This window comes from Sphingomonas sp. 1185, from assembly GCF_040544655.1.
In the GTDB taxonomy this organism is placed as follows: domain Bacteria; phylum Pseudomonadota; class Alphaproteobacteria; order Sphingomonadales; family Sphingomonadaceae; genus Sphingomonas.
The window spans coordinates 20,657-45,963 of sequence record NZ_JBEPKL010000028.1 but is presented as its reverse complement, the minus strand read 5'-3'; the positions used below and the strand labels follow the sequence as shown (position 1 = coordinate 45,963).

20 protein-coding genes and 1 pseudogene are annotated in these 25,307 nt (G+C 68.0%); 7 read left to right on the top strand and 14 right to left on the bottom strand.

The window, feature by feature from the left end; genetic code table 11:
- Positions 1 to 2 precede the first annotated feature (2 nt).
- Both ABIC44_RS15970 and ABIC44_RS15965 read right to left on the bottom strand, forming a co-directional pair.
- Entirely contained in the window at positions 3 to 938 is a 936-nt protein-coding gene (locus tag ABIC44_RS15970) for an SMP-30/gluconolactonase/LRE family protein (protein ID WP_354296520.1), read from the bottom strand.
- Positions 935 to 1,423: a cupin domain-containing protein gene (locus ABIC44_RS15965; RefSeq protein ID WP_354296519.1), complete on the bottom strand. Its 489-nt coding sequence runs from the start codon at positions 1,421 to 1,423 to the stop codon at positions 935 to 937. Before ABIC44_RS15965 ends, ABIC44_RS15970 begins: the two co-directional genes overlap by 4 nt.
- 179 nt (positions 1,424 to 1,602) lie before the next feature.
- Between ABIC44_RS15965 and ABIC44_RS15960 the strand changes: the two genes are divergently transcribed.
- Positions 1,603 to 2,202, top strand: coding sequence for a DUF2076 domain-containing protein (locus tag ABIC44_RS15960; RefSeq protein ID WP_354296518.1), 600 nt, complete (start codon positions 1,603 to 1,605; stop codon positions 2,200 to 2,202).
- A gap of 66 nt (positions 2,203 to 2,268) precedes the next feature.
- Here the strand turns inward: ABIC44_RS15960 and ABIC44_RS15955 are convergent.
- Positions 2,269 to 3,386, bottom strand: a pseudogene (locus tag ABIC44_RS15955) (DUF2252 family protein).
- A gap of 183 nt (positions 3,387 to 3,569) precedes the next feature.
- On the bottom strand, positions 3,570 to 5,858 hold the full coding sequence (locus tag ABIC44_RS15950) for a glycoside hydrolase family 3 N-terminal domain-containing protein (protein WP_354296517.1): 2,289 nt from the start codon (positions 5,856 to 5,858) through the stop codon (positions 3,570 to 3,572).
- Between the two features lie 177 nt (positions 5,859 to 6,035).
- On the opposite strand from ABIC44_RS15950, the gene ABIC44_RS15945 reads away from it, so the two are divergent.
- The 5 genes from ABIC44_RS15945 to ABIC44_RS15925 all read left to right on the top strand — a co-directional run bounded on the left by ABIC44_RS15945 (position 6,036) and on the right by ABIC44_RS15925 (position 14,258).
- Positions 6,036 to 7,037: a LacI family DNA-binding transcriptional regulator gene (locus ABIC44_RS15945; protein WP_354296516.1), complete on the top strand. Its 1,002-nt coding sequence runs from the start codon at positions 6,036 to 6,038 to the stop codon at positions 7,035 to 7,037.
- Complete coding sequence (locus ABIC44_RS15940) at positions 7,034 to 8,578, top strand: tryptophan halogenase family protein (RefSeq protein ID WP_354296515.1); 1,545 nt, start codon at positions 7,034 to 7,036, stop codon at positions 8,576 to 8,578. Before ABIC44_RS15945 ends, ABIC44_RS15940 begins: the two co-directional genes overlap by 4 nt.
- A gap of 174 nt (positions 8,579 to 8,752) precedes the next feature.
- Positions 8,753 to 11,758, top strand: coding sequence for a TonB-dependent receptor domain-containing protein (locus tag ABIC44_RS15935; RefSeq protein ID WP_354296514.1), 3,006 nt, complete (start codon positions 8,753 to 8,755; stop codon positions 11,756 to 11,758).
- 26 nt (positions 11,759 to 11,784) lie between these two features.
- Positions 11,785 to 12,465 carry a DUF6445 family protein gene (locus ABIC44_RS15930; protein WP_354296513.1) on the top strand — a complete coding sequence of 227 codons (681 nt, stop codon included), beginning with the start codon at positions 11,785 to 11,787 and terminating at the stop codon, positions 12,463 to 12,465.
- A complete protein-coding gene (locus ABIC44_RS15925) occupies positions 12,462 to 14,258 on the top strand; it encodes a family 43 glycosylhydrolase (protein ID WP_354296512.1) in 1,797 nt (598 codons plus the stop codon). Before ABIC44_RS15930 ends, ABIC44_RS15925 begins: the two co-directional genes overlap by 4 nt.
- On the opposite strand, the gene ABIC44_RS15920 is transcribed toward ABIC44_RS15925, so the two are convergent.
- From ABIC44_RS15920 to uxuA, 3 genes are read right to left on the bottom strand one after another with little or no spacing between them, the layout of a single operon-like run.
- Positions 14,192 to 15,634, bottom strand: coding sequence for a mannitol dehydrogenase family protein (locus ABIC44_RS15920; RefSeq protein WP_354296511.1), 1,443 nt, complete (start codon positions 15,632 to 15,634; stop codon positions 14,192 to 14,194). The two genes, ABIC44_RS15925 and ABIC44_RS15920, sit on opposite strands and share 67 nt — an antisense overlap.
- Positions 15,631 to 17,043, bottom strand: coding sequence for a glucuronate isomerase (gene uxaC, locus ABIC44_RS15915; RefSeq protein WP_354296510.1), 1,413 nt, complete (start codon positions 17,041 to 17,043; stop codon positions 15,631 to 15,633). Before uxaC ends, ABIC44_RS15920 begins: the two co-directional genes overlap by 4 nt.
- Positions 17,040 to 18,233 carry a mannonate dehydratase gene (gene uxuA, locus ABIC44_RS15910; protein WP_354296509.1) on the bottom strand — a complete coding sequence of 398 codons (1,194 nt, stop codon included), beginning with the start codon at positions 18,231 to 18,233 and terminating at the stop codon, positions 17,040 to 17,042. Before uxuA ends, uxaC begins: the two co-directional genes overlap by 4 nt.
- Before the next feature lie 143 nt (positions 18,234 to 18,376).
- Here uxuA and ABIC44_RS15905 point away from each other — a divergent pair, with 143 nt between their 5' ends.
- Positions 18,377 to 19,273 (top strand): sugar kinase, encoded by an 897-nt coding sequence (locus tag ABIC44_RS15905; protein WP_354296508.1) that lies wholly within the window; start codon positions 18,377 to 18,379, stop codon positions 19,271 to 19,273.
- Positions 19,274 to 19,421: 148 nt separating this feature from the next.
- Here the strand turns inward: ABIC44_RS15905 and ABIC44_RS15900 are convergent, their stop codons facing one another.
- The 7 genes from ABIC44_RS15900 to ABIC44_RS15870 all read right to left on the bottom strand — a co-directional run bounded on the left by ABIC44_RS15900 (position 19,422) and on the right by ABIC44_RS15870 (position 25,267).
- The gene (locus ABIC44_RS15900; protein WP_354296507.1) at positions 19,422 to 20,162 is read right to left on the bottom strand and encodes a FadR/GntR family transcriptional regulator; all 741 of its coding nucleotides are present in this window, start codon (positions 20,160 to 20,162) and stop codon (positions 19,422 to 19,424) included.
- 138 nt (positions 20,163 to 20,300) lie between these two features.
- Positions 20,301 to 20,993 (bottom strand): 50S ribosomal protein L1, encoded by a 693-nt coding sequence (gene rplA, locus ABIC44_RS15895; RefSeq protein WP_261268994.1) that lies wholly within the window; start codon positions 20,991 to 20,993, stop codon positions 20,301 to 20,303.
- Positions 20,994 to 20,997: 4 nt separating this feature from the next.
- Positions 20,998 to 21,429: a 50S ribosomal protein L11 gene (rplK, locus tag ABIC44_RS15890; protein WP_007407063.1), complete on the bottom strand. Its 432-nt coding sequence runs from the start codon at positions 21,427 to 21,429 to the stop codon at positions 20,998 to 21,000.
- Positions 21,430 to 21,756: 327 nt separating this feature from the next.
- The gene (gene nusG, locus ABIC44_RS15885) at positions 21,757 to 22,293 is read right to left on the bottom strand and encodes a transcription termination/antitermination protein NusG (protein ID WP_007407052.1); all 537 of its coding nucleotides are present in this window, start codon (positions 22,291 to 22,293) and stop codon (positions 21,757 to 21,759) included.
- A 10-nt stretch (positions 22,294 to 22,303) separates the two neighbouring features.
- Positions 22,304 to 22,501 carry a preprotein translocase subunit SecE gene (secE, locus tag ABIC44_RS15880; RefSeq protein WP_007407051.1) on the bottom strand — a complete coding sequence of 66 codons (198 nt, stop codon included), beginning with the start codon at positions 22,499 to 22,501 and terminating at the stop codon, positions 22,304 to 22,306.
- A gap of 541 nt (positions 22,502 to 23,042) precedes the next feature.
- On the bottom strand, positions 23,043 to 23,225 hold the full coding sequence (locus ABIC44_RS15875; protein ID WP_354296506.1) for a YbdD/YjiX family protein: 183 nt from the start codon (positions 23,223 to 23,225) through the stop codon (positions 23,043 to 23,045).
- Positions 23,222 to 25,267: a carbon starvation CstA family protein gene (locus tag ABIC44_RS15870; protein WP_354296505.1), complete on the bottom strand. Its 2,046-nt coding sequence runs from the start codon at positions 25,265 to 25,267 to the stop codon at positions 23,222 to 23,224. The genes ABIC44_RS15875 and ABIC44_RS15870 overlap by 4 nt, the downstream gene beginning before the upstream one ends.
- Positions 25,268 to 25,307 lie beyond the last annotated feature (40 nt).

Below are 25,307 nucleotides of genomic sequence, written 5' to 3'. Positions count from 1 at the left end.
GCTTACCCCAGCGTCAGCATCCAGAGGCTTTCCCCGCCGGTCACGAACAGCCGCCGCTCGTCGGTGTCGAAGGCACAGTTGCTGCACAGGTGCGGCGTGGGGATGGTCGCGAGATGCCGGGCTTCGGCATCGAACAGCTCGACACCGATTTCCGAACTGCTCCACACCCAGCCGCGCCGGTCGACGGTGAAGCCATCGGGAATGCCCTGCGGCACGCGGGCGAAGAGCCTGCGGTTCGACAGGGTGTCGCCATGCCGGTCGAATGCGAAGATCGCGATCTCGCCCTCGCCATGTTCGGGGGTCTGCGAGGCATAGAAGGTCCGGCCGTCGGGCGAGAAGGCCAGGCCATTGGGTTGCGCCATGTCGATGACGCGTACCGCCGCCCCGTCCGCGCCGATCCGGCAGATCGCGGTGCGCCCGCTCTCGGACCGGCCGGGCACGCCTTGCCTGGGGTTTTCTAGGCCGAAGGTCGGGTCGCTGAACCAGATCGAACCGTCATCGGCGACGGCCAGATCATTGGGCGCGTTGAGCCGCTGGCCCTGCGCCTGGGTGGCGATCGGCGTCGGGATGCCGGTGCCGTCCGAGCGGCTGATCGCGCGGCGGCCATGCTCGCAATGGACGAGGCCGCCGTCCGCGGCGACCGCATTGCCGTTGATGAAGGGCGTGGCGTCGAGCAGCACGTCGACCGCGCCATCCTCACGCCAGCCGAGCACCCGGCGGCCGACAATGTCGCTCCACACCACCGTCCGCGCGCGCGGCCACCAGACCGGCCCCTCGCTCCAGCTCGCCTGATCGTAGAGGGTGAAGAGCCTCGCCTCGCCCAGCACCTCCCGCGCGGCGGCATGGTGGATGCGGATCGGGTCGGCCTCGGTCGGCGCGGGCGGTCCCGGCGGACGCAGGCGCGCGGGTGTCAGCAAGGGGGGAGGATCGCCCGTCATGCGCCGAACGGATCGCGCGTCTGCGCGGCGGGCGAGGTCGCGAACTGGATCATGATCTGGAAACAGGGCTCGTCGCCGATCTGGCCGGAGCGGTGGCCCTTGCCATCGGTGGTGTCCTGATCCTGGCCGAAATGGATGTCGCCCGGTCCCATCTCGACCCGGTTGCCGTCCATCGTCTCGATGAACCAGCGGCCGCGCAGCGGGATGACCCATTGCGGGCTGGGGCTTTCGTGCCAGTCGCCGGTCCAGCCGACCGGCAAGACGGCGAAGTTGATCGCGGCGACCTCGCCGGGAAAGGGGCGCATCCATTGCGGCGATGCCTTGCCCCCGACGCTCTTCATCCCGAACCCGGTCATCCGCGACAGGTCGATGCGGCTGGTGCCGTCGATGGCGGTCCACATGTTCAGGAAGGGCAGGACCGGGGGGCGGTCGGCATCGGTGCCGTCATTGTCCAGCGGAACGCGGCTCGGCAGGTCGGTCATCATCGTCTCCCCTCGATGCGCGGCGGCGGACCCGTGCGGGGCACGCCGATCGCGTCGATGCCGGATCAACCGAATCGTGGACGCCGCGTTCCGGTGCGGTGAATTATCGGTCATCCATCACCGGCGATCTTGATTCCACCGACGCCCGGCCGATGTTCCGGTCGCATCACTGGAGTGCCCCGATGAACGCCGAAGAACGCACCCTTCTCACCCGTTTCCTCGATGAGTTGGCCGCCACGCGGACCAGCGCCAAGGATGGCGAGGCCGAGGCGATGATCGCCCGCACGCTGTCGTCCAATCCGGATGCGGCCTATTTGCTGGTCCAGCATGCGATCGTCGCCGACCAGTCGCTCCACGCCGCGCAACAGCGCATCGCCGAGCTGGAACGCCAGCAGCCGCAATACGCCCCGGCCCCGTCCGGCAGCAGCTTCCTGCCGCAGGGCGCGGGCGGCCCCTGGGGCGCGCGGCCGCAGGACAGCTATGCGCCGCCCCCGCCCGAGGCGCGGCCGGGCGTCTTCTCCGGCGGCGGCGGGCTTGGCAGCTTTCTGCGCAGCGCGGGCACGACGGCGGCCGGGGTGGTCGGCGGCCAGATGCTGTTTTCGGGCCTGTCGGATATGTTCGGCCATCAGGGCGGCGGCCTGTTCGGCGGCGGCGGCGGTCAGGGCTTCATGGAGCGGCCCGAGAATATCACCATCAACAATTACGGGGACGATGACGACCGCCGCTTCGACGATGGCGGAATGGACAATGGCGGCGATTTCGACCCGTCGGACGATTACTGACGCCGCGCCTCGGCGGACGGCCCCGTCGCGACCGGCCCAGTCCCGACCGATGCCGTCCGCCGTCGTTCAGGCGGCGAGCGCATAGTGGCGGCAATGGTCCAGATAGCCCGCCTCGTGCCGCCCCGCGAGCGACACGACGCTCTCCCACAGCCAGGAGGGCGTGTCGACGGCGCCGCCCCGGTCGGCGTCGAGCATCGCCAGCCAGTCGGCCCTGGCCCGATCGTCCAGCTGTCGGCCATGCGCCTTGCCCACGACGAAGGCGAGGTGGCGGGCGGCGCGCACCGCCTCGCCTTGGCTGAACTGGTCGACCTCCAGCTTCAAATCCTGCGGCGTCAGCTCGCGGATGAACAGCGAGCGGTCGAGCATCCGCACCGGCATCATCCGCTGCCCCAGATGGGGTGACAGCGCGCGGGCGGCGGCGGTGACCCGTTCGGCATTGTCGCGCGGGCGGCCGCGGGGGCGAGCGGATCGGTCGCTTCCTTCAGGTCGACCAGCGCATAGGTCCATTGGCCCTTGCCGCCCTTCAGCCCGACGATCGCGGCATAGCGCAGCAGCCCCAGCGAGCTGCACCCCTTCATCCAATAGGCGGCATCGACCAGCCGCACCTCGCGCTCCTTCGACTTGCCCTTCAGCGCCAGCACCAGCGCGGCGACGCGTTCGTCCTCGAACAGATGCTTCAGCGCGTCGCGTTCCTCGGGCGCGAGTTCCCAGAATTTCTTGCCCAGCGGGATGCGCGGCTCGACCGCGTCCAGCCGCTCCCTGGCGAGGTGGCGCCAGCGGCGGCCCAGCGCGGCGCGCTCGACGCTGCGCACCACATCCGATTCGTCGCCGGGATCGCCGCCGGGGTCGCGGATCGCGGCGGCATAGCCGTCGACCATCTCCTCCAGCATCCGCATCGTCACCACGCCCGGCAGGTCCGATCCCCGCGCCGCCGTGGCGAGCGACAGCCCCAGCCTTATCAGATCGTGCGCCGGATTGCCGATCACCGCCTGGTCGAGATCGCGAATCTGGATCTCCACCTGTCCTGCGCCGTTCGCCAGCGGCCCCAAATTGCCCAGATGGCAATCGCCGCAGATCCAGATGGCGGGCCCCTGCGGCACCCGCGCCGCGACCGGCGACGCCGCCAGCCATTCATAGAATTTCGCGGTGTTGCCCCGCACATAGGCATGGGCGGAACGCGCCATTTTCAGCGTGCGGCGATGGTCGAGGATGGCGTGGCGTTCGGCGGGAAGGGGCATCGATCGGGGGCACCTGACAGGAGGGATGCGCTTCAAACGCCGCCCGTCGCCGAAAGTAACAAAATGTTGCTGGCGGGCTGGGCAGGCGGCGGGGCGACGCCTGCCCCGCATCATACCCCGCCGCGCCGGTCAGCGGATCAGGTCGAAGGTCCCATGCGCGCCCTCGTCCTGCGCGGAGGGGGCGATCCACACGTCGAAGGTGCCGGGCTCGACCGTGGGGCGCAGGTCCCGGCCCAGAAACTCCAGCTGGGGACGGGTCAGCGTGAAGCTCACGACCTCGCTCTGGCCGGGGGCGAGCGCGACCTTGCGGAACGCCTTCATCTCGCGCACCGGCCGGGTGATGCTGGCCACGCGGTCGCGGATATAGAGCTGGACCACCTCCTCGCAGGGGCGGGTGCCACCATTGGTGACGGTGGCGGACACCGTGATCCGCCCGTCCCAGGGCAGGCTGGCGGGCACCTGCGCCGCGCCGTAGGAAACCTTGCCATAGGTCAGGCCATGGCCGAACGGATAGAGCGCCGCGTTGGGCGCGGTGCGCCACTGGGTCTTGTAGGGGACGCGCGGCCCCTCCGGCGCAGGGCGGCCGGTGGCCTTGTGCGCGTAATAATAGGGTTCCTGCCCGCTTTCGTGCGGAAAGCTGAGCGGCAGGCGGCCCGACGGCCCGACCTTGCCGAACAGGATGTCGGCAATGGCATGGCCGGTCTCGGAGCCGAGGAACCAGGTGACGAGGATCGCGGGCGCGTCCTTCACCGCGCCCTCCAGCGCAAGGCCGCGCCCGTTCTTGAGCAGGACGACGATGGGCTTGCCGGACGGTTTCACCGCCTGGGCGACGGCTTCGGCCAGTGCCATCTGCGGCGCGGGCACGGTGATCGAGGTGCGCGACTGCGCCTCGCCCGACATGACCTCGCTCTCGCCGATCGCCAGCACGACCACGTCCGCCGCTTGCGCCGCCGCGACCGCCGCCTCGATCCCGCCGGGCAGCGCCTGCTCGACGCCCGAGCCCGGCGTCACCGTCACGTTCTTGGCGCCCGCATCGCGCAGGCCGGTCACCAGGTCGATCGCCTGGTTGTTGTCGCCGTAAACGACCCATGGCCCGTTCAGGTCGTGCTGCCCGCTGGCAAAGGGACCGATCAGCGCGATCCGGCGGTTGGGGTCGAGCGGCAGCAGGTCGCCATCGTTCTTCAGCAGCACCATCGCCTTCTGCGCCGCCTCGCGCGACAGGGCGAGCGCCGCCTTGGTGCGCGACCGCGCGGTTTCGCGCTTGCGGTCGATCCGGCGGAAGGGATCGTCGAACAGCCCCAGCATCTGCTTGACCGCCAGCACGCGGCGGACCGAGCGGTCGAGCACCTCCTGCGGCACCGCGCCCTCGCGCACCAGCTCGGGCAGGTACAGCGCATAGAGGTTGGACTGCATGCTCATGTCGACCCCCGCCAGGAAGGCGAGGCGCGCGGCATCCTTGCCGTCCTTCGCAAAGCCCGCCGCGATCATCTCCTCGTCGCCGGTATAGTCGGACACGATGATACCGGGGAATTTCCACTCGTCGCGCAGCACCTGCTTCATCAGCCAGGGATTGCCGGTCGAGGGGATGCCGTCGATCTCGTTGAACGAGGCCATGCCGCTCATCGCGCCCGCGTCGAACCCGGCCTTGTAGGGCGGCAGATAGACTTCGCGCAGCGTGCGTTCGGACAGGTCGACGATATTATAGTCGAGCCCGCTCTCGCCCGCGCCGTAGGCCGCGAAATGCTTGATGCAGGCCATGACCGCATCGTCGGCGGACAGGCTCTTGCTCTGGAAGCCCTTCACGCGCGCGGCGGCGAACAGGTTGCCGAGCAGCACATCCTCGCCCGCGCCCTCCATGGTGCGGCCCCAGCGCTGGTCGCGGGCGATGTCGACCATCGGGAAGAAGGTCCAGTCGATGCCCGCCGCCGCCGCCTCGAACGCGGCCATCCGCGCGGTCCGCATGGCCAGGTCGGGCTCGAAGCTGGCCGCCTCGGCGACGGGCACCGGGAAGATGGTGCGATGGCCATGGATCACGTCGGCGGCGAAGATCAGCGGAATCTTCAGGCGCGAATTGCGCATCACCGCGCCCTGCATCCGCCGCGCCATTTCCGCGCCATTGCCGTTGAACACGCCGGTCAGCTTGCCCGCGACCGCATCGGCCAGCTGCCCCTCGAAGCTGGGGCCGTTCGACGGCGGGTTCAGCGCGGTGGCGACGCCGCCGCCCCAGGCCGCGGCATTCAGCTGGAGCTGCCCCGCCTTTTCCTCCAGCGTCATGCGTGCCAGGATCGCCTCGACCGAGGCGGGCAGCGCGACGCCGTCGCCTTGCGCGAGCAGCGCGCGCGCCGGGCTGGCCGCCCAGGCCGCCACCGCGCCTGCGCCGAGCAGCGCTGCACGCCGCGAGATTCTGGTGTCGGACATTGGCGATTCTCCCCTAGGATATGGCGGATGCTCGTGGCCTTTCGGGCTTCGGCATGCGCCTGTCGACTTTCGCATTGACGCTCTTTTGTAACCGGTTACACAGGCTGGACACGTCGCACAAGATACGATGTGAGGGATGGAGCGAGCCGGACCTGCGCCGGGAATTGGGGGAGGGATGTGAGGCAGTCATCGGCCACGATCCGCGATGTCGCGCGCGAGGCTTCGGTCTCGGTCGCCTCGGTATCGCGGGCGATGAACGGGCATAGCAGCGTCCATCCGGACACCCGCGAGCGCGTCCTCGCCGCCGCCAAGGCACTGGGCTATGTCCCCCATGCGGGCGCGCGCAGCCTGTCGCTGTCGCGCAGCCATGCGATCGGCGTCGTCCTGCCCGACCTCCACGGCGAATTCTTTTCCGAGATCGTGCGCGGCATGGACCGCGAGGTGACGGCGCGCGGCTATCATCTGCTCCTGTCCAACATGCACGCCGATGCGGAGCGCGCGGCGCTGGCGGTGCGGGCGATGCGCGGGCGGGTCGACGGGCTGATCGTCATGGCCCCGCAGCTCGACGCACAGGCGCTGGCGGAGGCGCTGCCCCCCGAAGTGCCCGCGGTGCTGGTCAACGCCCATCGCGGCCTGGGCCGTGCCGCCCTGCGGGTCGACAATGCCGCCGGGATCGCGGCGAGCGTCGCGCATCTTATCGGGTTGGGGCGGCGCAGGCTGGTCCATGTCTCGGGCCCGGCGGGCAATGTCGATGCGAGCGAGCGGCGGGACGGGTTCCTGGCCGCCATGGCGCGCCTGGCCCCGGATGTCGAAGCTGTGGTGATCGAGGGGGATTTCCATGAATCCTCGGGCACGGCGGCGGCGGTGACGCTGCTGGCGCGGGACATGCCGTGCGACGGCATCGTTGCGGCGAACGACATGATGGCGCTGGGCGTGCTCGGCGCGTTGCGGGAGGGGGGGATCGATGTTCCGGGAACGGTCGCTATCACCGGCTTCGACGACGTACCGCTGGCGCGCTATATGGGGCTGACCACCGTCCGGGCGCCGCTGGCCGGGATGGGCGAGCGCGCGGTGGCGCGGCTGATCGATGCGCTGGAGGGGGGCGGACTGACCCCGGACACGCAGGTCATGGCGACCGAACTGGTGATCCGCGCGACCACCCCGGCGGGGGCGGCATGACCGATCCCGATCCCAATCCCAATGCGCCGATCAGGACCATCACCATCGTTGGCGGCGGCACCGCCGGGTGGATGACGGCGGCGCTGCTGTCGCGGCTGTTCCTGGGGGCCTATACGATCCGCCTGATCGAGTCCGAGGAGATCGGCACGATCGGCGTCGGCGAGGCGACGATCCCCGCGATCCGCACCTTCAACGGCTTGGCCGGGATCGACGAATATGAGATGGTCCGCGCGACCCAGGCGACCTTCAAACTGGGCATCGAGTTCCGCAACTGGCGCGAACCGGGGCACAGCTATATCCATGGCTTCGGCAAGATCGGGCAGGATCTCTACTGGCTGCACTGTCACCAATTCTGGCTGAAGGAAGCCGCGCGCGGGCGGGCGAAGCATCTCGACCATTATGCGCTGAACACGCTGGCGGCGCGGATGAACCGGTTCGCCATGCCCGATCCGTCCAATCCCTATTCGCCGATGGCGGACCTGGACTATGCCTATCATTTCGATGCCTCGCTCTATGCGCGCTACCTGCGCGGGCGTGCCGAGGCGGCGGGCGTGGAGCGGATCGAGGGGCGGATCGTCGCGGCCAAGGCGCGCGCCAGCGACGGCTTTCTCGACCATGTCGTGCTGGCCGATGGGCGGACGGTGGACGGCGACCTGTTCATCGACTGCTCGGGGATGCGCGCCCTGCTGATCGGGGAGGCGATGGGCGTCGGCTATGAGGATTGGAGCCAATGGCTGCTCTGCGACCGTGCGCTGGCGGTGCCGAGCGTCCGGGGTGGCGGGCTGCTGACCCCCTATACCCGCTCGACCGCGCATGGCGCCGGGTGGCAATGGCGCATCCCGCTCCAGCACCGCACCGGCAACGGCCATGTCTATGCCAGCGGCTTCACGTCGGATGACGAGGCGGCGACGACGCTGCTCGCGCATCTCGACACGCCCGCGCTGGGTGATCCGCGCGCGGTCCGCTTCCGCCCCGGCAAACGTATCCGCGCCTGGGAGAAGAATGTCGTCGCGCTGGGGCTGGCGGGCGGATTTCTCGAGCCACTGGAGTCGACCAGCATCCATCTGATCCAGACGGGGCTGCTGCGGTTGATCGCGCTGTTTCCGGGGCGCGGTTTCCATGCGGTCGATCGGGAGGAATATAACCGCCAGACCGATTTCGAGTATCGCGACGTGCGCGACTTCATCATCGCGCATTACAAGGTGACGAATCGCCAGGACACGCCCTTCTGGCAGTATCTCAAGCATATGGACGTGCCCGACAGCCTGGCCGAACGGATCGCGCTGTTCCGCTCGTCGGCGCGCTTCTTCATGCATGGCAAGGCCGAGTTGTTCCGCGAGGAAAGCTGGGTGCAGGTGCTGCTGGGGCAGGGGCTGGTCGCGCGGCATGACCCGATGGTCGACATGATCCCCGATGCCCAGGCGAGCGACTTTCTAAAGGATGTCGAAGAGGTTATCGCCGAGGTCGCGGCGGCCATGCCCACCCATGAGGCGTTTATCGCCCGCCATTGCCGGGCGCCCGCGCTTCCCGCCGGACTGTGACATTTCCGTAACAGGGAAATCGATATCGGGTGGAACCCGATCACGGTGGTTGTAACCGGTTACGCAGCCAAGTAACCGGTTACACAAGTCCTGAAAGGCTCAGGCGGTCGATGCGCGTCATCGGCTGTCGGGGAACATAGCGGGGCACAAGGGATGATCATGGAGGGGATTGAAATGGCATCCAGAATCGATCGTGTGCGTCTGGTCCGCGGGATTTCGGCGATGGCGATGGCCGCGACCCTGGTCGTGAGCGCGCCGGCCCTGGCCCAGGCGACCTCCACCCTGCGCGGCCATGTCGAGGGCGCGGCGGCCGGGACGACGGTCACCATCACCGACCTGACGACGGGCCAGGTCATCAACGGCCGCACCAATGCGGCGGGCGACTATACCATCCCCGGCATCCGCCCCAGCACCTACCGCGTCGCGGTCCAGGGCCAGCCGCCCGAAGAGGTCGTGGTGCCGGTCGGCCAGATCATCACCGCCGATATCGGCGAGCCTGCCGCCACCGCCACCACCGGATCGGCCGACGCGGCCGTCGCCAGCGGCGATGTCGTCGTCACCGGCCGCCGCACCCAGGAGGTGCGCACCGCCGAGGTCTCCACCAACGTCTCGCAGCAGCAGATCGAAAGCCTGCCGCAGAGCGACCGCAACTTCCTGAACTTCGCGGCGCTCGCACCGGGCGTCGCGGTGACGCCGGGACGCGGCAATCGCCAGGTCCAGGCGGGCGGCATCAGCGCCGACAACATCAACGTCTTCATCGACGGCCTGTCGCTGAAGAACCAGGTCAATCACGGCGGCGTCGCGGGCCAGAATTTCAGCCAGGGCAACCCCTTCCCGCAGCTGGCGGTGCAGGAGTTCAAGGTCGACACCCAGAATTTCAAGGCGGAGTATGATCAGGCGGGATCGGCGGTCATCACCGCCGTGACCAAGACCGGCGGCACCTCCTACCATGGTACGCTGTTCGGCGAGTGGCAGCCCAAATCCTTCTATGGCACCAAATATTTCGACCGGCCGGGCCATGCCAACAATATCGACGGCCAGCTTCAGCAGGGCAATTACGACCGCAAGCAATATGGCGCCGATCTGGGCGGCCCGATCATCAAGGACGTGCTGCACATCTATGGCGCGTTCGAGGCGACCGACCAGAAATCGCCGTCGGCGGCGGTGCTGCTCGGCCAGACCAATTCCTCCGACCCGACCCAGAATGTGCCGCAGGCGATCGCCAGCCAGTATAATGGCAGCTATCCGCAGGACTTCAGCCAGCGCCTCTATTTCGGCAAGCTGACCGCGTTCCTGTCCAATGCCGACACCGTCAATTTCAGCGGCTTCTTCCGCCGCGAGAGCAATCTGGCGGACTTTGGCGGCATCGCGGTGCCTTCGCATGGCCATCTGCTCGAGTCGAAGATCGATCTCTACCAGCTCGAATGGAATCATCGCGGCGACCATTGGCTGAACGAGGCGACGATCGCCTATAACAGCGTCTTCAACGGCACGCCGCGCACCGGCACCGGCCCCGAGATCGTGCTGGGCAAGCCCGGCGCCGCCGTGGCGCAGCTCGGCACCAACGGGTTCGAGCAGATCGACAACCAGAAGACCTGGACGTTCAAGGACAATGTGACCTTCTTCGGCGATCGCCATGTCGTGAAGGCGGGCGTCAAGGTGTCGCTGAACGACCTGTCGCGCTCCGAGGACAATCTGGGCAACGGCGCCTATTATTTCACGCCGTCGACCTTCACCTCGTTCGAGAATTCGACCCCGCAACAGGCGGCCATCTCGGTCGTGCCGGTGCGTCCCGCCACCGCCAAGGACACGCAGATCGGCCTGTTCATCCAGGACGACTGGACGGTCAACGACCATATCACCATCAATGCGGGCCTGCGCTGGGACTATGAGACCAACGCCAAGAACGACAAGTTCGTCACCCCCGCCGAAATCGCCAATGCGCTGCGCAATTACCAGCCCTGGCAGGCGGCGGGGATCAACCCGGAGGATTACATCTCCACGGGCAGCAACCGGAAACCCTATTGGAAGGCGTTCCAGCCGCGCCTGGGCATTTCCTATGACGTGAACGGCGACCGCGACACCATCTTCTTCGCGGGCGCGGGGCGCTATTACGACCGGCCGCTGTTCATCGCCTCGGGCATCGAGACGGTGAAGGCGCTCTATCAGCAGACGGTCACGCTCAGCTTCTGCGACGGTCCCGGCCAGCCGACCTGCGCCAGCATCCGCGCGGGCAATGGCGGCGCGCTGCCGCCCGCGACGCTGGCCTGGAACAGCGGCTACAAGAATGTCGATACGCTGCGCGCGGCGGCGACCGCGACCGGGGTGGGGGGCGATGTCTGGCTGCTCAACAACAACACCCGGCTGCCCTATTCGGACCAGTTCAACTTCGGCTTCCGCAAGCGGCTGGGCGTCGTCCAGACCTCGGTCACGTTCAGCCACATCCGCAGCCACAACATCTTCAAATATGTGCGCGGCAACCGCCTGCCCAGCGGCCAATATACCAGCCAGGGCGATCAGTGGATCGAGGATCTCTTCCCCGCCTCGGGCATCCTGCCCGGCTATAGCGGCAAGCTGAACATCGGGTCGAATGCGGGCAAGGCGGAATATAACGCCATCTACTTCACCGCCGAAAAGCCGTTCGTGACGGGCTCCAAATGGGGCTTCACCGCGACACTGACGGTGCAGCAGGCCAAGAGCAACGTCGCGCAGGAATTGCAGGGCGACGAATTCTACAACGGCCCGCGCGTCGATGCCTATGGCTGGAACTATGTCGCGGGCGTCGAGAAGTGGCGCTTCGTCGGCACCGGCATCGCCAAGGGGCCGTGGGACACCAAGATCTCGCTGACCGGCACCTTCAGCTCGGGCCCGTCCTTCGGCCAGGTGATCTTCCCGGCCAATCCGCCGGAAAATGCGAACGCCTATGGCAATTTCGGCGGCGTGTTCTGGCCCGACCAGATCGTCGGCTATGCCTCGGTCGATGCGCGCATCTCGAAGAATTTCCACATGCCCTGGGGGCATGACCTGGAAGTCAACTTCGCGGCGTTCAACCTGTTCGACTCGGTCAACCGGACCTACACCGCCTGGGGTGCCGGATCGGGCGTGAACCCGACCAAGCGGGAGAACGACACGATCGGCGTGCCGCGCTCCTTCCAGGTCGGCGCGCGGTACAAGTTCTGACCGACGCACAGGGAGGCGGTATCGTCATGACGCCCCGCCTCCTCCGCATCGGCGCGTCGCAAAGCCCGGTCGTGGTGGTCGACGACGTGATGGGTGATGTCCCGGCAATCGTCGCCATGGCGGCGGCGCTGGCACCGTTTCCGCCAGCATCGGGCAATGGTTATCCCGGTGTCCGGCGCGTCCTGACACCGGCCGATGGCGCAGGCCATGGCTATGCCACCGCGCTGCTCGAAGCGGTGGCGCCCTTTATCGGCGGCGCGTTCGCGGTGGACCGGTTCGACTGGATCGAGGCCAGTTTCTCGATGGTCACCGCTGCGCCCCATGCCCTGTCTCCGGCGCAGCGTATGCCGCATTTCGATTCGACCGATCCGGGCTATCTGGCGGTGCTCCATTATCTGTCCGACACGGCGGGCAGCGGCACCGCCTTCTACCGCCAGCGCGCGACGAATATCGAGCGGGTGGACGCGGCCAATCGCGACGATTTCCTGACCACCGCGCGTCGTGCCGGGGCAGCACGGACCGGCTATATCGCAGGCAGCGATACCGCCTATGAGCGGATCGGCATGGTCGAGGCCAGGGTCGACCGCGTCGTCATCTATCAGGGCAGCCTGCTGCATTCGGGGATTATCCCGCCCGACATGCCGCTCAGCGCCGATCCGCGTATCGGCCGCCTGACCGCCAATATGTTCGTGCAGGCGCGACCATGATCCTGTCGCTCGCGCTCGCCGCCGCGATCCAGTCCCCCGGCCAGACATATGCCAACCCGGTCGACATCGATTACCGGTATAATTTCGAGCAGGTGAACGAGGGCGTCTCCTACCGTACCGGGGCCGATCCGGTGATCGTGCGGTTCAAGGGGGCCTATTATCTCTTCCTGACGTTGGCCGATGGCTATTGGCGGTCGACCGACCTGATCCATTGGCGCTTCGTCACCCCCAGCCGCTGGCCCGCCGAGGGGATCGTCGCGCCCGCCGTGCGGTCGGACGGGGAGCGGTTGCTCATCATGCCCTCGATGACCGGCCAGGGCGCGATCTATGCGACCAGCGATCCGGCGAGCGGCAGGCTCGACTATTTCGTCCGTCGCATGCCGCCGCTGCCCGGCGCAGTGCGATCGGGGTTCGAGGATGGCATCAAGCCGGGGCAGGTGCCCCCCGGCCCCTGGGACCCCGACCTGTTCCAGGACGAGGACAGGCGTTGGTATCTCTATTGGAACTCCTCCAACGTCTTTCCGATCTATGGCGCGCCGGTGCGCTTCGCCGATGGGAAGATGGTCTATGGCACGCCGCGTCGTGCCTTCATCCGGCTCGACCCCGCGCATCATGGCTGGGAGCGGTTCGGCCAGGACCATAGCGGGACGCTGCCCGACGGCACGCCGATCACCCCCTATATGGAAGGCGCGTGGATGACCCGGACGGGCGGGCGATATTATCTGCAATATGGCGCGCCGGGGACGGAGTATAACAGCTATGCCACCGGCACCTATGTCGGGACGTCGCCGATGGGGCCGTTCACCTATGCGCCCTACAACCCGGTCGGGTACAAGCCCGGCGGCTTCGTCCAGGGGGCGGGGCATGGCAACAGCTTCCAGGACGCGCATGGCAATTGGTGGAACACCGGCACGCCGTGGCTCGGCTATAACTGGACGTTCGAGCGGCGCATCGGGCTATGGCCCGCCGCGTTCGAGGCCGATGGCCAGATGCATGTCTCGACCCGCTTCGGCGACTTCCCGCATTATGTGCCGCGCGGCCGCGTTACCGATCCCGAGGCGCTGTTCACCGGCTGGATGCTGCTGTCCTATCGCAAGCCCGTGGTGGCGAGCGGGACTGTGGCGGGCCATCCCGCCGGGGACGCGACCGACGAGAATCCCCGCAGCTTCTGGCTGTCACCCAGCAAGGCGGCGGGCGCGACGCTGACCGTCGATCTGGGCGCGGTGAAGACGGTGCGCGCGGTGCAGGTCAATTTCGCCGATTACCAGGCGGGGCGCTTCGGCGATGCGCCCGACATCTATACCGAATTCCGGCTGGAGCATTCGCGCGAGGGCCGCCATTGGCACCCGCTCGCCCGGACCGAGGCGCCGCGCCGCGACCGGCCGAACGCCTATTTCGCGCTCCCTGCGGCCGTGCGCACCCGCTATGTCCGCTATGTCCACGGCCATATCGGCGGCGCGCATCTGGCGATCAGCGACCTGCGGGTATTCGGCCACGCCGACGGTCCGGCCCCCGCCGCGCCCATGCTGGTCGAGGCCAGGCGCGAGGCGGACAGCCGCAATGCGACGATCCGCTGGCGGCGGGTGCCGGGTGCGGTCGGCTATAATGTCCGCTGGGGCATCCGGCCCGACCGGCTGTATCTGAGCTATCAGCTGTTCGCGGACCGGGTCGCGGGCGGCAAGGCCGCCACGCTCCCCTTGCGTGCGCTGACCGGCGGCCAGCCTTATTATGTCGCGGTCGAGGCGTTCAACGAGAATGGCGTCTCGCCGCTCAGCGCGGTCGCGCCGATGTGACGCGCCAGCACCGCCCGCTGCGACGCGGACGGATGCCAGTCGCTCGCCAGCAGGCCGCGCTCGCCGAACAGCGCGTCGATCAGCCCCGCCTCGCCCGCGCGCTGCCACAGTGCGGCCAGTTCACCCGAGCGCGGATCGGGGGAGGCGGGATGCTCGCGCCGGATGAAGCGCAGCCACGCCCCCAGCGCGGCGAGCGTCGCGGGCATGTCGGTGCCGCGCCGCGCATGATCCGCCAGCGAGCCGAGCCAGCGCGGCCCGACCTTTTGCGACCCGTCGCTCGCGATCTGCGACAGGCGATGCGCCAGCGACGGATTGGCGAAGCGCGCCAGCAGCGCATCGGCATAGGCATCCAGATCCTGCCCCCGGGCCGGGGTGAAGCCGGTCGCCGCCTCGGCCCGCATCAGCGTCTCGACCAGCGGGCGGATGACGGGATCGGCGATCGCCTGATGGACATAGTCATGCCCCCGCTCCAGCCCGAGATAGGCCAGCGCCGAATGCGCGCCGTTGAGCATCCGCAGCTTGGCGGTCTCATAGGGCGCGACATCCGCGACGAAGGTCGCACCGCCCGCGTCCCAGCGCGGCCGGTCGGTGGCGAAATCATCCTCGATCACCCATTGGCGATAGGGTTCGGTGACAACGGCCGCCGCGTCGCGCAGGCCCAGCATCGCCTCGACCCGGTCGAGATCGCCGTCGGTCACGGCGGGGACGATGCGGTCGACCATGGTGTTGGGCGCGCGCCATTCGCGCTCGAACCAGTCGCGCTCGGCCGCCAGTCCCTGATGATCGAGAAAGGCCGCCACGCCGCCATGCAGCACCCGGCCATTGTCGGGCAGATTGTCGCAACTGACCAGCGTCAGCGGGCCCAGTCCGCCCGCGCGCCGCGCCGTCACCGCGCGGGCCAGATGGTTGTAGATGCTGTTGCCGTCGGCCGCGATGCCCGACAGGTCGGTGCCGCCGCCGGGCCGCCGCCAATAGCCCTTTTCGGTCACGGTCAGCGTCACCACCCGCGTATCGGCGGCGGCTAGCAGCGCGGCCAGCCGGGTGGGCGCCTTCGCGACCGCGCTGACCTCCCGCACCGCCCCGATCAGGCGGACGGCCTCGCCCTCCGCCGAGCGATCGGTGACGGTATAGAGCCCGTCCTGCGGGGCGAGCGCATCGCATACCCCCGAGGAGCGCAGCGAGGCGCTGGCGATCGCCCAGTCGCGATCCCCCGCCGCCATGGCATCGTCGGTATAGACCGCCTGATGCGCGCGGTGGAACGCGCCCAGCCCCAGATGGACGATGCCGATCCGCTGCGTATCGCGGTCATAGTGGGGGCGGGCGACCGCCTGGGGCAAGGCCGCGACCTGCGCGGCATTCAACCGGGGCGCGCTCACAGCCGGTACGCCGATCGCACGAGACCGCTGGTCAGCGCATGGGCCAGTTCCACCGCTTCATCCTCTTCCAGCCGGTGTTCGGCGACCAGCCGCGCCAGGAAGCCGCAATCGACGCGCCGCGCGACGTCGTGCCGCGCCGGGATCGACAGGAAGGCACGGGTGTCGTCGTTGAACCCGACCGTGTTGTAGAAACCCGCCGTCTCGGTCGTCATCTCGCGGAAGCGGCGCATCCCCTCGGGGCTGTCGTGGAACCACCAGGCGGGGCCCAGCTTCAGGCAGGGATAATGGCCCGCCAGCGGCGCCAGCTCGCGCGCATAGACACTTTCGTCCAGCGTGAAGAGGATGATGGTCAGGTCGCGTTCGTTGCCGACCACGTCGAGCATGGGCTTGAGCGCATGGACATAATCGGTGCGCATCGGCAGGTCGGCGCCCTTGTCGCGACCATGGCTGGCGAACAGCGCGGCATTGTGGTTGCGGAACGAGCCGGGATGGATCTGCATCACCATGCCGTCGGCGACGCTCATCTTCGCCATCTCGGTCAGCATCTGCGCGCGGAACAGCTCGGCATCGGCCGGGGTCCAGGTGCCGCCGACGATCCGTGCGAACAGCGCCTCGCACGCCGCCCTCGAGAGATTGGCGGTCGCGGCGGTCGGATGGCCATGATCGGTCGCGGTTGCGCCCATGTCGCGGAACGCCGCGCGGCGCTTGGCATGGGCGGCCAGATAGCCCGACCAGCTATGCACGTCCTCGCCGGTCAGCTCGGCGAAACGTTGCATCGCGCCCGCGAACTGCTCATGTTCGACATCGATCACGCTGTCGGGGCGATAGGTGGTGATGACCCGCCCCTGCCATCCCGATTCGCGGATCGCGCGGTGGTGCGGCAGCGCATCGTCAGCCCCTTCGGTGGTGGCGAGGCAGTCGATCCGGAACCGCTCGAACAGCGCGCGCGGGCGGAAGGCATCGGTCGCCAGCGTCTCTCCGATCGCGTCGAAATACAGGTCGGCCGTCGCCGCCTCCAGCGCGACCGGCATGCCGAACACCTCGGCAAAGACATGGTCGAGCCACATGCGCGACGGCGTGCCGCGGAACAGATGGTAATGGCTGGCGAACAGCGCCCAGGCCGCGCGCGGATCGGTGGCGGGGCGGCCCGCCTTGCTGGGGATGGCCAGATCGTCGAGCGCGATCCCCTGGCTGTAGAGCATCCGGAAGATATAGTGATCGGGCGCCAGCAACAGCTCGGTCGCATCGCGCCAGGGTGCATCGGTCGCGAACCAGCGCGGATCGGTATGACCATGCGGGCTGACGATCGGCAGGTCGGCGACCTCGGCGTACAGGGTGCGCGCGATGCCGCGAATGGTCGGGTCGGCGGGGAACAGCCGGTCGGGATGAAGATGCAGCGGGCGGGTCATGCCGCCATCTCCTGCACGGAGTCTCGGGTCAGGCCCAGCATCGCGGCAATTCCTCTCTCCGCCCCGCGCAGCTCCGCCAGTCCGCGCATCCGGCCCAGCAACGAATAGCCCGGATTGGCCTGGCGATGAAGGTCATCCATCATCCGGTGGCCGTGATCGGGGCGCATCGCGATGGCGCGGCCCTGGTCGTGCGACAGCTCGACCACTGCGCGCACGACTTCGATCATGCGCGCATCGCCGCCCAGATGCTCGGCCTCGTGGAAATTGCGCTCGCCCTCTTCCCAGGCGACCGCGCGCAGATGGAGGAAGTCGATCCGCTCGCCGAAGCGGCGGACCATGGCGGGCAGGTCGTTGTCGGGCCGCGCGCCGAACGACCCCGTACAGAAGCACAGGCCGTTGGCGGGCGAGGGAACGGCGGCGAACAGCCGGGCGAGGTCGTCCGCGGTGCTGACCACGCGCGGCAGGCCGAAAATGGGGAAGGGGGGATCGTCGGGATGGACGACCAGGGTGATGCCGACCTCCTCGGCGATCGGGCAGACCGCGCGCAGAAAGGCGACATGATTGGCACGCAGCTGTTCGGCGTCGATCCCGGCATAGCTGTCGATCGCGCGCAGGAAGGCAGGCGAGTCGAAGCTTTCCTCGCTGCCCGGCAATCCGGCGATGATCGTGCGCTCGAGCCGGTGGCGCTCCTCCGCGCTCATGCCCTCGAACCGCGCGGCGGCGGCGGCGCGGACCTGGGGCGCGTAATCGGCCTCTGCCCCCGGTCGGCGCAGCATATGGATGTCATAGGCCGCCACCGCCGCCCATTCGAAGCGCAAGGCAGTCGCGCCATCGGGCAACCGCCAGTCGAGATCGGTCCGGGTCCAGTCGAGCAGCGGCATGAAATTATAGGTGACGGTACGCACCCCCTCCGCCGCCAGATGGCGCAGGCTGTCGCCATAAGCCTGGATCAGCGCATCGGTCATCTCGCCGCGCTTGATCGCGTCGTGGACCGGCAGGCTCTCGACCACGGTCCAGCCCAGTCCGGCGGCCTCGATCATGTGCCGCCGCTCAGCGATGGCGGCGCGCGGCCAGACCTCTCCATTGGGGATTTCGTGCAGCGCGGTTACCACTTCGGTGGCGCCCGCCTGGCGGATATGGGACAAGGGTACGGGGTCGGCCGGGCCGAACCACCGCATTGTCTGGGTCATGAACATGTCGCCATCCTCTCCAGCGGACATCAAGCTGCTTTGGGTGATGCGGTAGCAGCAATGATTCTGATAGACCAGTTTTGTAGAATTGGCCTTGCCAGTCTTTCAAGACCGGTAGGGCATAAAAGAGGAGAGGAAGCTTCATGCGGATCGTCGTGGTCGGGGAAGGAATGATCGAGCTGTCGCGGGCCGGTGCGCAGGACTGGCGGCTGGGCCATGGCGGCGACACGCTGAACACCGCGATCCATCTGGCGCGCATGGGGCGCGACGTGCGGTACGTCACCGCGCTGGGCGACGATCCGTTCAGCGCGACGCTGCGCCACGACTGGGCGGGCGAGGGGATCGACACTTCGCTGATCCAGAGCGATCCGACGCGGATGCCGGGCCTGTATGCGATCACCACCGACGCGGCGGGCGAGCGGAGCTTCGCCTATTGGCGCGGGCAGAGCGCGGCGCGGCGTACCTTGTCGCTGCCCGGCAGCGACCAGGTGCTGGCCGAGGCGGAAGGAGCGGACCTGCTGCTCTTTTCGCTCATCACCATGGCGATCCTGGAGCCCGAGGGGCAGGACCGGCTGATCGCGCTGGCCGAGCGGGTGCGCGCGCGGGGTGGCCGGGTGGCCTTCGACGGCAATTACCGCCCCCGGCTGTTCCCCGACCAGCCGACTGCGCAAGCCGCGTGCCGCCGCGCGGTCGCGGTGTGCGACATCGGCCTGCCGACGCTGGAGGACGAGACGATGCTGGAGGGCACGACCTCGGCCGAGGCGGTGCAGGCGCGCTGGCAGGGGCTGGGCGCGCGCGAGGTCGTGGTCAAGCTGGGGGCCGAGGGGTGCCTGCTGGCGAGCGGACTGGTGCCGCCGCCCGAACGGCTGTCGCCGCGCGATACCAGCGGCGCGGGCGATGCGTTCAATGCCGGGTATCTGGCGGCGCGGCTCGACGGGCTGGACCCGGCCGAGGCGGCGCTGCGCGGGCACCGGCTGGCGGGATGGACGGTGATGCGCCCCGGCGCGATCCCGCCGCGCGATGCCGACATGCCGGGCTGACGCCTTCGGGCTGGTCGGCCCTGGTCGGGGGTGGCGCGTGCCAAATAGCGGCCATCCCTCCGTCATCCCAGCGCAGGCTGGGATCTCTGGCGGCGCATTCCCTTCCCGCGCCAAAGGCCCCAGCCTGCGCTGGGGCGGCGATCAGGAATCAGACTGCGTAGCGTTCCCGGTGCGCGGCGATGCGGGCGCGGGCCTGTTCCATCTCGTGCACTTCGGTCGCAGCCAGGATCGCGTCGAGCACATTGGTCAGATGCTGGCGCATCGCCGCCCGCGCGGCGTCCGGATCGCGCGCGATCAGCGCATCGAGGATCGCGACATGGTCCTCCAGCCGGGGGACGACGCCCGCACCATGCGCCTTGTCGCTGAGCAGCCGATATTGCGGCGAGCGTTCGCGGGCGTTCCACAGCAGCTCGACCATCGCCACCATCGCGCTGTTCTGCGTCGCGCGGGCGATCGTTTCGTGGAACCGCCGGTCGGCCAGCTCGGCGCGCTCCAGATCGGGATCGTGCAGCGCGTCGGTCAGCGTGCGCAATTCGGCCAGCGTCGCATCGTCGATGCGGGTGGCCGCCAGCGCGCAGACCTCGCTCTCGATCGTGCGGCGCGCCTCCAGCAGCTCGAAGGGGCCGATATCGGTCTGGCCCGGTTCGCCGCCATGCGGGGTGGCGGCGGTCACATAGACGCCCGATCCCATCCGCACCTCGACCAGCCCGTCGAGTTCGAGCGCGATGATCGCCTCCCGCACCGTCGGGCGGGACACCGCATGCGCCTGCGCCAGGTCGCGCTCGGACGGCAGGCGCTGGCCCACCGCATAGTCGCCGGCCGTGATTTGCGCGCCGATCTCGCGCGCGATCCGCTCGTACAAGCGGCCATTGTCGGGCTTTTTTGCCATGGCCAAGCCTATGCGGCCTGACCGCCCGCTGCAAGCCGGCGGTGTGGGTTCCGCACAAGTGGTTGCCGATCCAACGAAAAGGGGCCGGAACCGAAGTCCCGACCCCCTGATCCGTCAGCCTGACGGCTGCGGCGAGGATTACGCGCCCGGAACTTCCGAGACGTTCACCTTGATGCCGCGGCCCATCGTCGACGAGACGGCGATCTTGCGGACATACTTGCCCTTCGCGCCCGACGGCTTGGCCTTGATGAGAGCGTCGACCAGCGCGTCGAAGTTGGCGCGCAGGTCCTCCGCCGGGAACGACGCCTTGCCGATACCCGAGTGGATGATGCCGGCCTTTTCGACGCGGTACTCGACCTGGCCGCCCTTGGCCGCCTTGACGGCTTCGGCGACGTTCATGGTCACGGTGCCCAGCTTCGGGTTCGGCATCAGGCCCTTGGGGCCCAGCACCTTACCGAGGCGGCCGACGACGCCCATCATGTCCGGGGTCGCGATGCAGCGGTCGAAGTCGATGGTGCCGCCCTGGATGGTTTCCATCAGGTCCTCGGCGCCCACGACGTCGGCGCCAGCGGCGCGCGCTTCGTCGGCCTTCGCGCCCTTGGCGAACACGCCGACGCGAACGGTCTTGCCGGTGCCCTTGGGCAGGGTGACGACGCCGCGCACCATCTGGTCGGCGTGACGCGGGTCAACGCCCAGGTTGACGGCGACTTCGATCGTCTCGTCGAACTTCGAGGTCGCGTTGGTACGAGCCAGCGTGATCGCTTCGTCGATGCCGTGCAGCTTCTCGGAGTCGATCTGGACGGCCTTCTGCTTCTTGGTCAGCTTCGCCATGATCTTAGCCCTCCACCACTTCGAGGCCCATCGCGCGGGCGGAGCCTTCGATGATCTTGGTCGCAGCCTCGATATCGTTGGCGTTCAGGTCCTTCATCTTGACCTGGGCGATTTCTGCGAGCTTCGAGCGCGCGATCTTGCCCGCCGACACCTTGCCCGGCTCCTTCGAGCCCGACTTCAGGTTGGCCGCCTTCTTGATGAGGTAGGTCGCAGGCGCGGTCTTCGTCTCGAACGAGAACGAACGGTCGGCATAGACGGTGATGACGGTGGGCAGCGGGGTGCCCTTCTCGACTTCGCCGGTCTGCGCGTTGAACGCCTTGCAGAATTCCATGATGTTCACACCGCGCTGACCCAGCGCCGGGCCGATCGGCGGCGAGGGGTTGGCGGCGCCTGCAGGGACCTGCAGCTTGATATAGCCGGTAATCTTCTTTGCCATGTCACTCTCTTTTCGAGTCTAGCGGTCGTGACGGGCACGTGGCGTACGCCAGCGCACCCTCCCGCAAGGGTTCCGTCGCATGATGCTAGGGAAGCGCGGGTTCATAGGGAAAAGTGGTAGAAAAGGCAAGGCGACTCTGTCCCACCCTCCGTTCGCACTGAGCGAAGTCGAAGTGCACGGGACTCCGCCTGCCGAAAGGGCTGTGCGTGGGCTTCGACTTCGCTCAGCCTGAACGGCGGTTTGGGAGGGGCGGGGAATGGGGGCCCGGATACGAAAAGGGCCGGTGGCGTCGCCGCCCCGGCCCCGTTTTCGTCGGATGGTCCGAACTTACTTCGAGCGTTCGACCTGCTCGAAATCCAGTTCCACCGGGGTCGCGCGACCGAAGATCGACACCGACACCTTGACCTTGGACTTGTCGAAATCCAGTTCCTCGACCACGCCGTTGAAGCTGGCGAAGGGGCCTTCCAGCACCTTGACCGCGTCGCCGATCTCGTAATCGACCTTGACCTTGTGCTTCGGGGCGGCGGCGGCTTCTTCCTTGGAGTTCAGCATCCGCGTGGCTTCGCTTTCGCTGATCGCCTGCGGCTTGCCCATCGCGCCCAGGAAGCCGGTCACCTTCGGCGTGTTCTTGACCAAGTGATAGACCTGGTCGTTCATGTCGAGCTTGGCCAGCACGTAACCAGGCATGAACTTGCGCTCGACCGCGATCTTCTTGCCGCGACGGGCCTCGGTCACGGTCTCGGTCGGCACCTCGATCTGCGCGACGAGATGGTCGAGGCCCAGACGGGTCGCCTCGGCCATGATCGAATCGCGGACCTTGCCCTCGAAACCGGAATAAGCGTGGATGATGTACCAGCGCGCCATGGGAACCCTTTTACTTCGCGAGCGACAGCAGGGTGCGGACCAGCGTCTCGAAGAACGAGTCGACCGCCAGGAAGAAGATGGCCAGGATCGTGGTCATCACGACCACCATCACGCCGGTCATCACCGTCTCGCGCCGCGTCGGCCAGACGACCTTCTTGGTCTCGGTCTTGACCTGGTTGAAGAATTCGATGGGGGTCGTCTTCGCCACTCGTGCCGTTCCCGCACCTGCGTTGAAATACTGTCAGCGAGGCATGGGGCCGCCGTCGCTGACCCAAGGGGCCTGCGACGAAAGGTCCGTCCGCGCTGTTCGGATGGGAACGCGATGTAGCCGTGGCTTGGTCAAAAGGCAAGGGTAGCGGCGGATCGGGGCTTTCGGGTTCACGCGAAGCCGCGATGGCGCGAGGGTTTCTTGTTCGCGCGGAGACGCGGAGACGCGGAGATTTTTGTGGTTCGCGCAGAGGCGTGGAGGTGCAGAGGGGGCAGCGGCAGGCTCTTGTTACCTCTCTCTCGAACCTCCGTTCGGCCTGAGCGTAGTCGAAGGCCAAGGGAAGGATACGCCTAAGGACTTCGAGCCGCAGGCTCAACGAACGCTGGCGCGTTCCGCCCGCGTGACGGGCATCATCCCATGGCCTTCGACTACGCTCAGGCTGAACGGAGGGGGGGAATGCCCCACTCTTTCTCTCCGCGTCTCCGCGCCTCCGCGCGAACCAACCTTCTTTCCTCTTCGCGCCGTCGCGCCTTCGCGTGAATCAGCAACACCGCCCACCATTCTTGCCGCCGTAGCGCGCCTGTTGCCGCTCGCGGAAGAACGTCACCTCGTCCATCGGCTCGCGGTCGGGATGCCTGGCCGCCATATGCGCCCGATAGGCCTCATAGCTAGGCATCCCGACCATGGCATTGCCGATCTCGCGCAGGCGGGCGAGCCAGCTCATTCGGCCGCCGCCATTTCGGGCGGGATTTCGCTGATGCTCGGCCGGTCGATCCGCCGCGCGATCAGGCAGGTGCGGATCGCATAGACCAGGATCGCCAGCACCACGCCCAGAAAGATCGCGCACAGCCCCGCGTCGATCCGGTCGTTGAAGACGATCCGCCCCATCTCCGCCATGGTCTTGGCGGGGGGCAGGACCTTGCCCTCCGCTGCCGCACTCGCGAACTTGTCGGCATGCGCCAGGAAGCCGACGCGCGGGTCGGCGGAGAAGATCTTCAGCCACCCGGCGGTCAACGTGCAGGCGAGCAGCCAGACGGTCGGCACCACCGTGATCCAGGCGTAACGGTCCTTCTTCATGCGGAACAGCACGACCGTCGCCAGCATCAGCGCCACGGCGGCGAGCATCTGGTTGGAGATGCCGAACAGCGGCCACAGCGTGTTCACCCCGCCCAGCGGATCGGTGACGCCCTGATAGAGGAAGAAGCCCCAGGCCGCGACGCACAGGGCCGTCGCGATCAGGCCCGGCGCGACCTTGCTCGATCCCCGGAAGCTGGGGACGGCCAGCCCGATCAGGTCCTGGAGCATGAACCGCCCGGCGCGGGTCCCTGCGTCGACGGCGGTCAGGATGAACAGCGCCTCGAACAAAATGGCGAAGTGATACCAGAAGGCCTTCATCGCCTGTCCGCCGAACAGGTGGCTGAAGATTTCCGCCATCGCCACGGCCAGGGTCGGTGCTCCCCCTGCGCGGGAAATGATCGTATGCTCGCCCACGTCACGCGCGACCTGCGCCAGCGTATCGGCCGAGATTGGGAAGCCCATCGCGGTCACGGCGGCGGCGGCGCTGGCCGGGTCGGTGCCCAGCACGGCGGCAGGCGCGTTCATCGCGAAATAGACGCCCGGATCGAGGATCGAGGCGGCGACCAAGGCCATGATCGCCACCGCGCTCTCCATCAGCATCGCGCCATAGCCGATGAACGGCGCGTCCTTCTCGCTGGCGATCAGCTTGGGGGTGGTGCCGCTGGCGATCAGCGCGTGGAAGCCCGACACCGCGCCGCACGCGATGGTGATGAACAGGAAGGGGAAGAGCGGCCCCGCCCAGACCGGCCCGCTGCCGTCGATGAACTTGGTGAGGGCAGGCATCTTCAGCGGCGGCGCCATGATGACGATGCCGATGGCCAGCGCCACGATCGCGCCGATCTTGAGGAAGGTCGAGAGGTAATCGCGCGGCGCCAGCAGCAGCCACACCGGCAGGATCGAGGCGACCGCGCCATAGCCGATCAGCAGGAAGCAGAGCTGGACCGGCGTGAAGGTGAACAGCGGCGCGAGGACGGCCGACTCGGCGATCGACTGGCCATAGACGATGGCGAGGATCAGGCCGATGAAGCCGATGATCGACACCTCGCCGATCTTCCCCGGCCGCACCCAGCGGGTATAGCCGCCCATCAGCATCGCCAGCGGCACGGTCGCCGCCACGGTGAACAGCCCCCAGGGACTTTCCGCCAGCGCACGCACGACGATCAGCGCCAGCACGGCCAGGATGATGACCATGATCATGAAGGCGCCGAACAGCGCGATGGTGCCCGCGACCGGCCCCATCTCCATGCGGATCAGCTCGCCCAGCGAGCGCCCGTCGCGCCGCATCGACAGGAACAGCACGAGGAAATCCTGCACCGCCCCGGCCAGCACGACGCCCGCGAGAATCCACAGCGTGCCCGGCAGATAGCCCATCTGCGCCGCCAGCACCGGCCCCACCAGTGGTCCCGCGCCCGCGATCGCGGCGAAGTGGTGGCCGAACAGCACCGTCCGGTCGGTCGCGACATAGTCCAGCCCGTCGGCGCGGCGAATGGCGGGGGTGGGGCGGCTGGGGTCGATGCCGATCACCCGCGCGATGAACAGCGCATAATAACGATAGGCGATCAGATAGACCGACACCGCCGCCGCGACGATCCACAGCGCGTTGATCGGCTCGCCGCGCACCGTCGCCACCACGCCCAGCGCGCCCGCTCCGACGATCGCCAGCGCGATCCAGGGGAGGTGTTTCGTCATGCCCTGTCCGATCCTCTTTATGATTTTAATTCCCTTCTAA

Bases quoted from the DNA above. Each gene is read 5' to 3' on its own strand.
- ABIC44_RS15970 (WP_354296520.1), bottom strand. From the start codon at position 938: ATGACGGGCGATCCTCCCCCCTTGCTGACACCCGCGCGCCTGCGTCCG.
- ABIC44_RS15965 (WP_354296519.1), bottom strand. From the start codon at position 1,423: ATGATGACCGACCTGCCGAGCCGCGTTCCGCTGGACAATGACGGCACC.
- ABIC44_RS15960 (WP_354296518.1), top strand. From the start codon at position 1,603: ATGAACGCCGAAGAACGCACCCTTCTCACCCGTTTCCTCGATGAGTTG.
- ABIC44_RS15950 (WP_354296517.1), bottom strand. From the start codon at position 5,858: ATGTCCGACACCAGAATCTCGCGGCGTGCAGCGCTGCTCGGCGCAGGC.
- ABIC44_RS15940 (WP_354296515.1), top strand. From the start codon at position 7,034: ATGACCGATCCCGATCCCAATCCCAATGCGCCGATCAGGACCATCACC.
- ABIC44_RS15935 (WP_354296514.1), top strand. From the start codon at position 8,753: ATGGCATCCAGAATCGATCGTGTGCGTCTGGTCCGCGGGATTTCGGCG.
- ABIC44_RS15930 (WP_354296513.1), top strand. From the start codon at position 11,785: ATGACGCCCCGCCTCCTCCGCATCGGCGCGTCGCAAAGCCCGGTCGTG.
- ABIC44_RS15925 (WP_354296512.1), top strand. From the start codon at position 12,462: ATGATCCTGTCGCTCGCGCTCGCCGCCGCGATCCAGTCCCCCGGCCAG.
- uxaC (WP_354296510.1), bottom strand. From the start codon at position 17,043: ATGACCCGCCCGCTGCATCTTCATCCCGACCGGCTGTTCCCCGCCGAC.
- uxuA (WP_354296509.1), bottom strand. From the start codon at position 18,233: ATGACCCAGACAATGCGGTGGTTCGGCCCGGCCGACCCCGTACCCTTG.
- ABIC44_RS15905 (WP_354296508.1), top strand. From the start codon at position 18,377: ATGCGGATCGTCGTGGTCGGGGAAGGAATGATCGAGCTGTCGCGGGCC.
- ABIC44_RS15900 (WP_354296507.1), bottom strand. From the start codon at position 20,162: ATGGCAAAAAAGCCCGACAATGGCCGCTTGTACGAGCGGATCGCGCGC.
- rplA (WP_261268994.1), bottom strand. From the start codon at position 20,993: ATGGCGAAGCTGACCAAGAAGCAGAAGGCCGTCCAGATCGACTCCGAG.
- rplK (WP_007407063.1), bottom strand. From the start codon at position 21,429: ATGGCAAAGAAGATTACCGGCTATATCAAGCTGCAGGTCCCTGCAGGC.
- nusG (WP_007407052.1), bottom strand. From the start codon at position 22,293: ATGGCGCGCTGGTACATCATCCACGCTTATTCCGGTTTCGAGGGCAAG.
- ABIC44_RS15875 (WP_354296506.1), bottom strand. From the start codon at position 23,225: ATGAGCTGGCTCGCCCGCCTGCGCGAGATCGGCAATGCCATGGTCGGG.
- ABIC44_RS15870 (WP_354296505.1), bottom strand. From the start codon at position 25,267: ATGACGAAACACCTCCCCTGGATCGCGCTGGCGATCGTCGGAGCGGGC.